The organism is Kingella kingae ATCC 23330 (assembly GCF_900111845.1).
Taxonomy (GTDB): domain Bacteria; phylum Pseudomonadota; class Gammaproteobacteria; order Burkholderiales; family Neisseriaceae; genus Kingella; species Kingella kingae.
On the sequence record NZ_FOJK01000033.1, the window covers coordinates 156,605 to 168,894 of the forward strand.

Sequence of the window (12,290 nt, forward strand, 5' to 3'; positions counted from 1 at the left end):
AGGCTGCTTTTCCATTTCCCAGAAAAAGCAGCCTGCACTTTATTTGTTCACATTATTCACATCATCACGCGAAATCGCCACCAAAACTCATCGCGCCTGTTTCCGCGCTGCTGGTTTGGGCGCGGAATCCTGCGAACAATTCGCGTCCTACGCCGTAATGATTTTTGCTTAAATCGGCAGCAGGAATTTCACGCACTGCCCATTCTTTTTCATCAACCAAAGCGGTTAATTCGCCTGTTACCGAATCAAAACGAATCAAATCGCCTGTTTGAATTTTGCCGATGCCACCACCCATAGACGCTTCTGGCGACATGTGAATAGACGCTGGCACTTTGCCCGATGCGCCCGACATACGTCCATCTGTTACCAATGCGACTTTCTGTCCGCGGTCAAGCAAAATCGCCAAAGGTGGCGTTAATTTGTGCAATTCTGGCATACCATTTGCGCGCGCACCTTGGAAACGTACCACACACACGAAATCTTTGCCGTCCAATTCGCCGCGTTCAAATGCGGTTAAAACTTCTTTTTGGTCGTTGAACACAATCGCAGGGGCTTCAATAATGCGGTGGCTGTCTTTAACGGCTGACACTTTAATCACGCCGCGTCCGACATTGCCTTTCATCAAGCGCAAACCGCCGTTTGGCGAGAATGGGTTGTCAAACGTACGCAGAATTTCATCATTCAAACTTTGCGCTGTGGCATCGCGCCATACCAATTTGTCGTTATCCAAGAACGGCTCTTGCGTGTAGGCTTGCATACCGTGTCCAACCACCGTGTCCACATCATCATGCAACAAGCCGTTTTCGCGCAATTCGCGAATCACAAATGGCAAACCACCTGCGGCGGCAAAGTGGTTCACATCTGCCTGACCATTTGGATACACGCGAATCAATAATGGAATGATGTTGGAAATTTCATCAAAATCGTCCCAATTCAAAATCACGCCTGCTGCACGCGCCATTGCCACCAAATGCATGGTGTGGTTGGTTGAACCGCCTGTTGCCATCAAGCCAATCATCGCGTTGATGAATGATTTTTCAGACAGCATTTCGCCGATTGGTTTGGCTTTTTTGCTGCGAATGTCTTGTACCAGTTGCACGGCGGCATGACGGGTCAAGGCTTCGCGCATTGGTGTGTATGGATTAAAAAACGCGGCGGCTGGCAAATGCAAACCCATAAATTCCATCATCATTTGGTTGGAGTTTGCCGTGCCGTAGAATGTACAAGTACCAGGGCTGTGATAAGAACCCATTTCGCTTTCCAACAAGGCTTCGCGCCCTACTTTGCCTTCGGCGAATAATTGGCGAGTACGCGCTTTTTCTTTGTTGCCGATGCCGCTTTCCATTGGGCCAGCAGGTGTAAACACGGCAGGAATATGACCGCACGACAACGCGCCAATCACCAAGCCTGGTACGATTTTGTCGCACACACCCAAAAACAACGCGCCATCAAACATTTGATGTGATAAACCCACCGCGGTGCTCATCGCAATCACATCACGCGAAAACAGCGACAATTCCATGCCTTCGTAACCTTGCGTAATGCCATCGCACATCGCAGGTGTACCGCCAGCCACTTGGGCGGTTGCACCGTGTTTTTGCGCTTCGTCTTTAATCCAATCGGGGAAATCTTTGAATGGCTGATGCGCGGACACCATGTCGTTGTATGCCGTAATGATGCCTAAATTGGGGACATCGGGTTTTTGCATTTCAATTTTGATGCTTTTGGGCATAGAAGCATAACCGTGCGCCAAGTTGGAGCAGCCCAGCTGGTCACGTTCCAGTTTGCCTTGTTGTTTGAATGCGCGAATGCGAGCCAGATAGGCTTCGCGTGTAGGTTTGCTGCGCTCAATAATGCGTTGTGTGATTTCGGCTAGTTTTGGGTGGAGTGATTTCATTGCGGATTCCTTATCAATAACGTGTAGTATTGTAACCGATATAAACAAAAAAAACAGCGTAAATCTGCCTTTATTTGGGTGGGTTTATGGTCGTAATTGTAGTTTTGTTACCAAATAAAGTGCAGGCTGCTTTGCGTTGTTGATTTAAATCAAGCAGAACAAAAAAGATTTATGCAAATTAAGGTTAAGGGCTATAATTTTCATCTAATCTTAATCAATAAATAAAAGGATTGAAATTATGCAAACCACTCGCCGCCGTTTTATTGGGATTACCGCTGCCGTGTCCGCTGCTGCTTTGTTGCCAACGCGAACTTGGGCGCAGGCGAAAACCGAACCTGTTGTGTGGCAAGGCGTGGCGTTGGGCGCAGATGCCGAGCTGCGTTTGTATCACCCCAATCGCGCTTTGGCAGAAAGCCTAATCCAAAAATCGCTTGCCGAAGTCACCCGACTGGAAAAAATATTCAGCGTGTATCAGGACAACAGCCAAGTATCGCGCTTGAACCGCGCAGGCAGCCTGCACGCGCCGTCTGCCGATTTGCTGGCGGTGTTGAACCAAGTGCAGCGCATTCATCGCATCACGCAAGGCGCATTTGACCCGACTGTGCAAGTGTTGTGGCAACAGTTCGCACAACATTTTTCGCGCCAACCCAATAGCCAAACCGCGCCCAATGTGCAGGCTGCTTTGCGCCGCGTTGGCTGGAAAAATGTGCGCGTGAACAGTCAACACATCGCGTTTACGCAAGCGAATATGGCGATAACGCTCAACGGCATTGCACAGGGCTACATCACCGACCGCATCACGCAATTGCTGCAAAACGAGGGCTTGACTTATGCGCTGGTGGATATGGGCGAAACACGCCATTTGGACACGCACAAGCAACATTTGCAACACGCCAAAATCCAAAATCCAAAAGGCAATGGCACGCTGCAAAATGTGGCGATTCCTGTGCAAAATCAGGCGTTGGCAACGTCTAGCGGTTTTGGTACGCCATTTGATGTGGCAGGCAAGTTCACGCATTTGTTTGACCCACGCACGGGCAGCAGCGCACCGCGTTATCAAAGTGTGAGTGTGCTTGCCGACAACGCGGCGTTGGCAGACGCGCTTTCTACTGCGTTTGCGGTAAGCAGCGAGAGCGAAATCCAAGCAGCGATTCAACAAACAGGCGCGAAGGCGTGGTTGGTGCTGTTGGACGGTAGTGTGAAAATGTTGGGGTAAATAAACGTCAAAGCAGCCTGCATTTTGTAATCAACACAAAAGTGCAGGCTGCTTTTTATATGGTTTACAGCGTTAATTAGGTTATACTTTCGCCCACAAACCACCAATCAGAGAACACAAACATGATAGGCTTACTCATCATCACCCACGAAACGCTGGGTGCGGCATACAAACAACTGGCACAACATTTTTTTGCCAACCAAAATTTGGAGCATATCCACATCTTAAACGTGGAAACAACCGATGACCACGAAGACATTATCTCGCGCGCCCAAGCGATTTTACCCGACATCAATCGCGGCAATGGCGTGTTGATTTTAACCGACATTTTTGGCGCAACACCGTGCAATGCCGCCATGAAAATGGTATCGCCGCAGTCGGCAATGATAAGCGGATTGAACGCGCCTATGTTGATTAAGGCGGTTAATTATTCTACTCAATCCAGCCAGTTGGGCGATTTTGTGGAATTGGTCAAACAAGCTGGCATCAACGGTATTATGGCGTTTACCGAATAAACACTGTGCAGGCTGCTTTTTCATCTTTCAAGGAATTTCCATCATGCAAACCCAAACCGTTCAAATCATCAACAAACTTGGTTTACACGCGCGCGCGTCCAGCAAATTCACGCAAACGGCAGCGCAATTTCAAAGCGAAGTGTGGGTATCGCGCAATGGCAAGCGCGTAAACGGCAAAAGCATCATGGGCTTGATGATGCTCGCCGCCGCACAAGGCACAGAAATCGAAATCGAAACCAACGGCGCAGACGAACAAGCCGCCATGACCGCGTTGTGCGCCCTAATTGCCGACTACTTTGGCGAGGGAGAATAAGCATGATTGTGTTACACGGTTACGCAGCAGGCAAAGGCATTGCAATTGGTCGCGCCCGATTGGTGGTGCGTGGCAGCTCCGAAGTGCCACAATACCACTTGCACGAAGCCGAAATCGCCAACGAAACCGCCCGTTTTGAAACCGCGATTAAAGCCACACGCAAGCAACTGGAACAGCTCCGCAGCGCCATTCCCGAAAACGCTCCAACCGAATTGGGCGCGTTTATTTCGCTGCATTTGATGCTGCTGACCGATGTAACCCTATCACGCGAACCTGTTGATATTATTGAACAACAAAAAATCAATGCCGAATGGGCGTTAAAAATCCAAACTGACCATTTAAGCCAGCAATTTGACGCGATTGACGATGATTACTTGCGCCAACGTAAACAAGATATGTTACAAGTGGTTGAGCGTATCCAAAAAAATCTGGTCGGACAAAACACCGAAATCGTGTTCGGCGAAAACTTGTTGGACGACACGATTTTAATCGCCCACGATTTGTCGCCAGCCGACACGGTGTTTTTTAAAGATGCCAAAATTGAAGGCTTTGTCACCGACATGGGCGGGCCAACCAGCCACACGGCAATTTTGGGTCGCAGCCTAAACATTCCGTCTGTGATTGGCACAGGCAATGCGCGGCAACTAATTTCGGAAAACGAATGGGTGATTGTGGACGGCATGACAGGCGTGCTGATTATCAACCCAGACGAAATCGTGTTGGCAGAATATCGCCGCCGTTTAAAAGAGTTCAAAACACACCAAAAAGCCCTGAATAAACTGAAAAAAACCGCCACCACCACCGAAGACGGCGAAGAAATTGAATTACTCGCCAACATTGAACACATGGACGACATCAAAGCCTTGCACAATATTGGCGCAGACGGCGTGGGCTTGTTGCGTACCGAATTTCAGTATTTGAACCGCGATTCGCTGCCCACCGAAGACGAGCTGTTCCAAACGTATAGCGAAATGGCGAAAAAACTCAAAGGCAAGCCTCTGACCATTCGCACCGTGGATTTGGGTGTGGACAAAAATCCACGTTGGTTTGGCAACAACGGCACGCCCAATGCTGCGCTCAACCCAGCTTTGGGGCTAACGGGCATTCGCTTGTGTCATGCCGAACCTGTCATGTTCCGCACCCAAATGCGCGCGATTTTACGCGCCGCCACACATGGCAAATTGCGAATGATGTTCCCGATGATTGCCAGCTTGTCCGAACTCAAACAATCGCTGATGCATTTGGAAACCGCCAAACGCCAGCTAACCGAACGCGGCGAGACGTTTGCCGATGTGGATATTGGCTGCATGATTGAAATCCCATCTGCCGCACTGACTGTATCCAGCCTGCTCAAACTAGTGGATTTTGTGTCTATTGGCACAAACGATTTGATTCAGTACACGCTATCGGTAGATAGAAGCGATGATGCTGTCAGCTATCTTTATCAGCCAGCGCACCCAGCCGTGTTGAAGCTGTTGGCACACATTATCCGCACCGCCAATCGCATGAACAAAGGCGTGTCGGTGTGCGGCGAAATGGCGGGCGATGCGACATACACTCGCTTATTGCTCGGCTTGGGCTTGCGTAAATTCTCCATGAATGTGGGCGATTTATTGAGCGTGAAAGATGTGGTGTTACGCAGTCATACCGAAGATTTAGAAACTGACATCATCAAGCTAATTCGCAACGAAGACCCTGATAAAACCACGGCTTTGTTAAAAAAATTAAATGAAATGTAAAAGTGCAGGCTGCTTTTGCGCTACAATTAAAAAGCAGCCTGCACTTTAATCATACAAAGGACAAACATCATGGAACAAAATATCTGGCAACAAAAATGGGTGGTTGGCAACTGGAAAATGAATGGACAGCTACACAGCAACAACAGCTTGGTACACAAACTCCGCAGCCTGCCAGCCGCCGATAGCGTGTGCATTGGCATTAGTCCGCCAACCGTTTATTTATCGCAAGTACATCACGCCGTGCAAATTGTGTTGAACAACAAAATCCACATTTGCGCCCAAGACGTGAGCCGTTTTGCCGACAAAGGCGCGTACACAGGCGAAGTGTCCGCCGAAATGATGAAAGACGTGGGCGTGGATATTGTGTTAATCGGACATTCCGAGCGCAGTTTGTATTTCAACGAAAAAAACGACATTCAACGCCTAAAAATTGAAAACGTGTTAAATGTGGGCTTGATTCCGTTGCTGTGCGTGGGCGAAAGCCTAAAAGAGCGCGAAGACGGTCGCGAAAAAGAAGCCGTTGCCTACCAATTATCCGTATTCAAAGGCTTGAAAACACAAAACTTTGCCGTAGCATACGAACCCGTTTGGGCGATTGGCACAGGCAAAGTTGCCACCAAAGAACAAATTGCCGATATGCACCAGTTTATCTACAACGAAATCTTGTCATTGTGCGGCAATGATGCTAACATTCGCATCCTTTACGGTGGCAGTGTGAACGACAAAAACGCTGCTGAAATTTTTAGCGTCCCTTATGTAGATGGTGCATTGGTGGGTGGCGCATCGTTAAAATACGAGTCATTTACCGCGATTATCAACGCGGCACAAGAAGCATAATTATGGAAGCGTTTAAAACAATTATTTGGATTATTAATATTTTCTCGTCGTTGAGCATTATCATTTTGGTGTTGATGCAAAACGGCAAGGGCGCAGACGCGGGCGCAAGTTTTGGTAGCGGTTCGGGCAGCGCACAAGGTGTGTTCGGTTCAGCAGGCAATGCCAACTTTCTGACGCGCTTAACAGGCATTTGCGCTGCCGTGTTTTTTGCATCGTGCTTGGCTTTGTCGTATGTACACTCGCACAGCGGCAAAACAGGTACACTAGATTTTAGTGATGTACAACAAACCACCACAACACAGCCTGCAACTAGCACAACGACTGCACCTGCAAGCGTTGCATCGCCAGCAGCCAGCTCTGCACAATAATTCAAATTTAGCCGACATGGTGAAATTGGTAGACACGCCATCTTGAGGGGGTGGTGAGCCTAGCTCGTGCGAGTTCAAGTCTCGCTGTCGGCACCAGCCAAAGAAAAAACCGCCTGATTTTCAGGCGGTTTTTTTACATGAACAGCCATGAACCACAATGAACAAAACCACTATGAATAAAGGCTTTCAGGTACATTAGCCAACTCATTTTTTTCTGATAAATAGCCAACTGTCATAAACCTTGATGAACTTGAATTAACCGAAAAATTACGGTACTTTTTACGGTATCTCAAAAAAGCACCGTAAAAGTACCGTAAAAACTAATTTAAGTTGTTGAAACTATGAAACTAAATGACCAGCAAATCAAAAAAGCAAAACCGCATGAAAAGCCGTATAAATTAACTGACGATAAAGGCTTGTATTTACTTGTAAAACCAAATGGCGGTAAATATTGGCGATTAGATTACACGATTGATGGTAAGCGACAAACTTTGTCTATTGGCACATACCCCACAATCACGCTATCACAAGCGCGAGAAATCGCCATGAATGCACGAAAGCAGAAAGCCAACGGTATTAGTCCCAGCCAAGCCAAACAACAAGCCAAAGCCGAGCGCAGAGCAGCGCAACTAAACACCTTTCAGGCAATCGCTATGCAATGGCATACAGCGAACCTGCATCGCTGGAAAGACCACAATGCAGCGCGAATATTTAACCAACTCAAAAAAGACGTGTTCCCTTATCTTGGTAGTAAGCAGCTCAATGAGATTAGCGTAGCCGATGTAAAAGCCGTATTAGCGCGAGTGGTGGAACGCAACGCCACCGCTACCGCCGAAAAAATCCGCCAATGGATAGCAGCCATTTACGCGCACGCAGCCATTTTGGAAATGACCGACCGCAACCCTGCTGCCGTATTGCGTGGCACATTGGCACGAACACAGCCCCAACATTTGCCAGCCTTACCAGAGAGCGAATTAACCGAGTTCTATTTCAGGCTGCTTACAGGAAACATTACCCAGCAAAGCCGAATTGCAATGCTACTGCTTATGCTGACATTTGCGCGAAGCACCGAATTTAGGGGCGGACAATGGCAAGAAATAGACTTCACAGCGCGAACATGAATAATCCCAGCCTAGCGCATGAAGCACGAAAAGAACAAACCCAAGCCACCGCACCTAATACCGCTTTCAGATTGGGCAATGGAGCTGCTAACCGAGCTACGCGAGCTAACAGGACATACCCCCTATTTATTTCCGAGCAGAACCGCTAAAACAGGCGTGATTAGCGAAGTAACGCTCAATACCATCATAAAAAGGTTAGGTTATGGGGGTATCGCTACGCCGCACGGATTTAGAAGTCTAGCCAGCAGCATTTTAAACGAGCGCGGATTTAACCCCGATGCCATAGAGCGACAATTAGTGCACATTCCCAGCGATAAAATCCGAGCTGCCTACAATCGCGCCGAATATTTGGCAGAGCGCACCGAGTTTATGCAATGGTATTCAGACCATTTGCGCGAATATTTCAACAAAGCGTTACACAATATTCAGGCAGCCTGAAAGTCAAATAACACGCCCCACGCATTGTGGGGTGCCTATTTTGCATCAACATTTTTCATGAAAAATACTTAAATTGTTAATTTAAGTTAAATACAACTAATTTGCCGTTAAAGGCAATGATTAGCAAGCAATAAGAAATAAATAAATATACAAGCAATAAGCAGCATAAAATCAAATCATTGCAACCAAGAGCAAGTGTCAGCAATCTATTATCAACATATTAGCAACTAATGAGCAATCAATTTGCTTATTTTCTATATTCAATCTCTAAATACACTAAAAATCAAAAGATGCAGGATAGGCACAACGTGCCAAAAATCATCATAAATTGATGATTTTTAAATTCCGCATTCGCGAAAACGCCCTAACGGGCTACAAAATTTTACATCAAGAAAAATCAGAAACTGTTGATTTATAAATACTTTTGTGTAGAATTTGTGAAATTGAGTAAACAGAGATGAACGATGAGTAACCAACTGATTAGGGTGAAAGAGCTGGCAAAATTGCTTTGCGTGTCTGATACGATTATTTGGAATTGGGTTAATCCGAACAACCGCCGTTATCACCCCGAGTTCCCGAAACCCATCAAAATTAGCCCAAATGTAACCGCGTGGCGAAAGAGCGAAATCACCGCTTATTTAGACCAGTTAGCAGCCGAGCAGCAAAACCCCCTTGACAAACCCACCAGCAAAGGGCAATAATCGCGCCGTTGCGTTCAATAGCGCAACCAGCCGTAGGAAGCTGAACACAATAGGCAAATAGCCGTCAATGTAATTATTTGAATTACAATGCGGTTTTTTATTTGCATTCCCCTTGTTGTACCTATTTTCTGACTATGGCAGACAGGGGCAAAGTGGGCTTATGCCCACTGGTTCTATTGTGCCAGTTTCCTACTCTTTGCCCTTTGTCTGTCGCCCACCGTGTAGGAACGGAAAGCGACTATTAGCCACAGTAGAAAAGGTACTCAATCATGTATGACATTCCCCCAGCTCATTTACCTGCTGATTTTGCAGAATCTAATCTTTCCCAAAATTTGTACATTGCTCATGGCGACACCGTTTATTTGAGTGATGTTTTTGTGTTGAACAACGCTGCTATTTTAGAAATTAGCCGTGTTGCCGATATGTTGGCTACGCTTGGTTATTGCATTTCTGCTGATGACAAACACAAACAAGCACTTCTCAATACGTTGCAATTAGCAGCCGAGCTGTTAGAACGCACTATTAACCCGACACACCATTACTAATTTCAGGCAACCACATTCCTGCTGCCTGAAAACCGCGTACACGCAATTTCACGGCGTGGGAATGCGTTTACCTATCCGAAAGGAAAACGCAATGAAAACGCATCAATTCCCCCATTTTCACACCAAACAAACCGAGCTGAACGGCAATATTCAGGCTGCCTTAAATCCTATGCCGTTTGGCAGCTCCCCCATGATGAACGCCGATGAGTGGCACGAAGCAGAAACCTTGCAAGAGATGCAAATGGTTATCGCATTGGCTGACTTGCTGAAAACATTGGAAAAATCATCATGAAAAATGAATTTGAAGAAATCATCTTGCAACCGCGTTACGAATGCGACCGCACAGGCGTTTATTTTGTGGACGTAGTAACCGACAAAGACGGTACGAGCAGCGAAAAAGCCCCCTTGCGCTTATCCGATTGCATTGAACTCATCGGACGCGGACGCGACCAAGACGGCAGCCATTACCGCATTATTGAATGGCGCGATTATTTGACCCAACAAACACGCGTGATTGCGTTGCCGATGGCAGAAATTGGCGCGAACTGGCAAGGCTTGTTAAAACACGGCTTAACCGTGCATTCAGGACGGCGTAAACGCGAATTATTAGCCGACTATTTGCAAACCAACGGTTTACACACGCCCTACATCGTTACGCAGAAATGCGGTTGGCAAGGTAAAGCGTACACGCTGCCAAACGGCGACATTATCCGCCCCGACAACCAACACGCCGAGCGCATTATTTACAATGGCGATACGAGCCAAGCCCATGCCTACACCGTTTCAGGCAGCCTGAAAGACTGGCAAAGCCAAGTGGCGCAATATGCAGCAGGTAACAGCCGTTTACTGTTGGCATTAGGCACGGCGTTAGCAGCTCCCTTGCTGGCATTGGTCGGCGAGCAGAACGGCGGTTTTCACATCTATGGCGACAGTTCAGACGGCAAAACCACCGCAGCGTTAGTGGCGTTATCCGTGTTTGGCAATCCGCAATCCCTTAAAATGACTTGGCGCGGAACAGATTTAGGCTTTTCCAATGCTGCTTTATCAAGAAATGATGGTTTACTTGTGTTGGACGAAATCGGCGAAGCCCACCCCAAAACCATCAGCAAAACCGCGTATTCAGTCATCAACGGTAAAAGCAAAATTCAAGGCGCAAAAGACGGCGGAAACCGAGCAGCGCAAGAATGGCGCATTCTGTTATTTTCAACAGAAGAATACAGCATGAACGCCTACATGAATGCAGCAGCCGAAAAATGGGAAGCAGGGCAAGCCGTGCGATTGCCGAGCATTCCAGCAGCCACCGAATACGGTATTTATGAGAACTTGCATGAGTTTTCAGACGGCGCAACGCTTTCCGAGCATTTACAGGCAGCCACTCAATCGCAACACGGCGCAGCAGGGCGCGAATGGATTAAGCAATTAGCCAACACGCCCACAGAGCGCGTTCAAGCTGCTTTAAACGCGTTTATGACGACTTTGCCGAGTTTGGACGGACAAGCGCGAAGAGTAGCAAAACAGTTTGCGTTAGTGGCAGCCGCGTTGGAGCTGGCAAGCGGTATCACAGGTTTAGCGAACGGTGTAGGCATGACAGGCGTGAAACAATGCTTTGACGATTGGTTACAGCTTAACGGCACAGGTAAACAAGAAGACCGCCAAATCATTAAACAAGCCGTCATGTTCATGCAGTTGCATTCAGGAAGCGAACGGTTCGCCAGTTGGAACAGCGAATTTACCAACCGAGAACACGCAGGCTATCGCAAAACATCGCAAGTAGAGCCTACGGAGTATTGGATTATCCCGAACGTGTTTGAAGACGAAATTTTGCAAGGCAAAGACCCACGCAAAGGGTGTGCGGTTTTACATGGTATCGGCTGGCTGAAAAAGAACCCGAGTGGGGCGCGTTGGAAAATTCAGCGTTTTGACAAAGGGCGGTTTTATGTATTGGTGGGCGAAATACCCCCAGATATGCCCGAAGATTTAGAATAATCAAGAAAAAGGCATAACTATTCAGATAGTTACGCCTTTTTTGTATTTTTTGGTTCACAGCAGTTTATCAAGAAAAAATTACTCTGCGAAAAAAAAGCGTTTTTAAGTGGTTATGTGGTTATTAACACTTTATCTTTTTGAAAATAAAAGAAAATTTGATATATCCATACTGGTTATTTAGTGGTTATGAACTGGTTATGACTGGTTATATATTTATATTCAATAAGTTATAATGTAAAGAAAATAGACAATTTCCACGCATAACCATTAACATAATTTTACTGGATATGACTTTTTTCATGAAAAACAGATAATTAACCTACTTATAACCACATAACCACTTAAAAACAGTTCTTCTGCTTATATATACACAAAATTTCTTTTTTTGATAAACTACCGTGAACCAGCAGAACTGTAAATCTGTGCAGATAAAATCAACAGAGCTGAAAATGGGAGCTGCTTTTTTATCAAGAAAAAAAGGGCGGTTTAAGAACCTGTATTCACAAACAACTATTTGATAAATTTTAATATTTGTGAAATATACCCTAGTTTAACAAAATTTTCAGCAGATAAATTCGTCTGCTCAAAATCTTTTGCTAAACGTCGAGACCAAC

General features: G+C 46.5%; 11 protein-coding genes, 1 tRNA gene and 1 pseudogene. 12 read left to right on the forward strand and 1 reads right to left on the reverse strand.

Annotated elements, in window-relative coordinates; translation table 11 throughout:
- Positions 1-64: 64 nt before the first annotated feature.
- Entirely contained in the window at positions 65-1,897 is a 1,833-nt protein-coding gene (gene edd / locus BQ5809_RS07605; RefSeq protein ID WP_003787430.1) for a phosphogluconate dehydratase, read from the reverse strand.
- 238 nt (positions 1,898-2,135) lie between these two features.
- On the opposite strand from edd, the gene BQ5809_RS07610 reads away from it, so the two are divergent.
- From BQ5809_RS07610 to BQ5809_RS07665, 12 genes and pseudogenes are all read left to right on the forward strand, one after another.
- The gene (locus BQ5809_RS07610) at positions 2,136-3,113 is read left to right on the forward strand and encodes an FAD:protein FMN transferase (protein ID WP_003787429.1); all 978 of its coding nucleotides are present in this window, start codon (positions 2,136-2,138) and stop codon (positions 3,111-3,113) included.
- 122 nt (positions 3,114-3,235) lie between these two features.
- A complete protein-coding gene (locus BQ5809_RS07615; protein WP_003787426.1) occupies positions 3,236-3,628 on the forward strand; it encodes a PTS sugar transporter subunit IIA in 393 nt (130 codons plus the stop codon).
- A gap of 43 nt (positions 3,629-3,671) precedes the next feature.
- Entirely contained in the window at positions 3,672-3,941 is a 270-nt protein-coding gene (locus BQ5809_RS07620; RefSeq protein WP_003787424.1) for an HPr family phosphocarrier protein, read from the forward strand.
- Positions 3,942-3,943: 2 nt separating this feature from the next.
- Positions 3,944-5,680 carry a phosphoenolpyruvate--protein phosphotransferase gene (gene ptsP, locus BQ5809_RS07625; RefSeq protein WP_003787422.1) on the forward strand — a complete coding sequence of 579 codons (1,737 nt, stop codon included), beginning with the start codon at positions 3,944-3,946 and terminating at the stop codon, positions 5,678-5,680.
- Positions 5,681-5,749: 69 nt separating this feature from the next.
- Positions 5,750-6,517 (forward strand): triose-phosphate isomerase, encoded by a 768-nt coding sequence (tpiA, locus tag BQ5809_RS07630; protein WP_003787419.1) that lies wholly within the window; start codon positions 5,750-5,752, stop codon positions 6,515-6,517.
- Positions 6,518-6,519: 2 nt separating this feature from the next.
- Complete coding sequence (gene secG / locus BQ5809_RS07635) at positions 6,520-6,885, forward strand: preprotein translocase subunit SecG (protein WP_003787416.1); 366 nt, start codon at positions 6,520-6,522, stop codon at positions 6,883-6,885.
- Positions 6,886-6,895: 10 nt separating this feature from the next.
- Positions 6,896-6,981: transfer RNA gene (locus tag BQ5809_RS07640), tRNA-Leu, on the forward strand.
- Positions 6,982-7,226: 245 nt separating this feature from the next.
- Positions 7,227-8,444 (forward strand): annotated as a pseudogene (locus BQ5809_RS11635) (tyrosine-type recombinase/integrase).
- A 464-nt stretch (positions 8,445-8,908) separates the two neighbouring features.
- A complete protein-coding gene (locus BQ5809_RS07650; RefSeq protein WP_003787412.1) occupies positions 8,909-9,145 on the forward strand; it encodes a helix-turn-helix transcriptional regulator in 237 nt (78 codons plus the stop codon).
- A gap of 269 nt (positions 9,146-9,414) precedes the next feature.
- A complete protein-coding gene (locus tag BQ5809_RS07655; RefSeq protein WP_003787411.1) occupies positions 9,415-9,690 on the forward strand; it encodes a hypothetical protein in 276 nt (91 codons plus the stop codon).
- Between the two features lie 91 nt (positions 9,691-9,781).
- Positions 9,782-9,982: a hypothetical protein gene (locus tag BQ5809_RS07660; protein ID WP_111694393.1), complete on the forward strand. Its 201-nt coding sequence runs from the start codon at positions 9,782-9,784 to the stop codon at positions 9,980-9,982.
- Positions 9,979-11,676 carry a DUF927 domain-containing protein gene (locus tag BQ5809_RS07665; protein ID WP_003787407.1) on the forward strand — a complete coding sequence of 566 codons (1,698 nt, stop codon included), beginning with the start codon at positions 9,979-9,981 and terminating at the stop codon, positions 11,674-11,676. Before BQ5809_RS07660 ends, BQ5809_RS07665 begins: the two co-directional genes overlap by 4 nt.
- Positions 11,677-12,290: the final 614 nt, after the last annotated feature.

Coding starts and splice junctions, on each gene's coding strand:
- edd (WP_003787430.1), bottom strand. CDS start 1,897: ATGAAATCACTCCACCCAAAACTAGCCGAAATCACACAACGCATTATT.
- BQ5809_RS07610 (WP_003787429.1), top strand. CDS start 2,136: ATGCAAACCACTCGCCGCCGTTTTATTGGGATTACCGCTGCCGTGTCC.
- BQ5809_RS07615 (WP_003787426.1), top strand. CDS start 3,236: ATGATAGGCTTACTCATCATCACCCACGAAACGCTGGGTGCGGCATAC.
- BQ5809_RS07620 (WP_003787424.1), top strand. CDS start 3,672: ATGCAAACCCAAACCGTTCAAATCATCAACAAACTTGGTTTACACGCG.
- ptsP (WP_003787422.1), top strand. CDS start 3,944: ATGATTGTGTTACACGGTTACGCAGCAGGCAAAGGCATTGCAATTGGT.
- tpiA (WP_003787419.1), top strand. CDS start 5,750: ATGGAACAAAATATCTGGCAACAAAAATGGGTGGTTGGCAACTGGAAA.
- secG (WP_003787416.1), top strand. CDS start 6,520: ATGGAAGCGTTTAAAACAATTATTTGGATTATTAATATTTTCTCGTCG.
- BQ5809_RS07650 (WP_003787412.1), top strand. CDS start 8,909: ATGAGTAACCAACTGATTAGGGTGAAAGAGCTGGCAAAATTGCTTTGC.
- BQ5809_RS07655 (WP_003787411.1), top strand. CDS start 9,415: ATGTATGACATTCCCCCAGCTCATTTACCTGCTGATTTTGCAGAATCT.
- BQ5809_RS07660 (WP_111694393.1), top strand. CDS start 9,782: ATGAAAACGCATCAATTCCCCCATTTTCACACCAAACAAACCGAGCTG.
- BQ5809_RS07665 (WP_003787407.1), top strand. CDS start 9,979: ATGAAAAATGAATTTGAAGAAATCATCTTGCAACCGCGTTACGAATGC.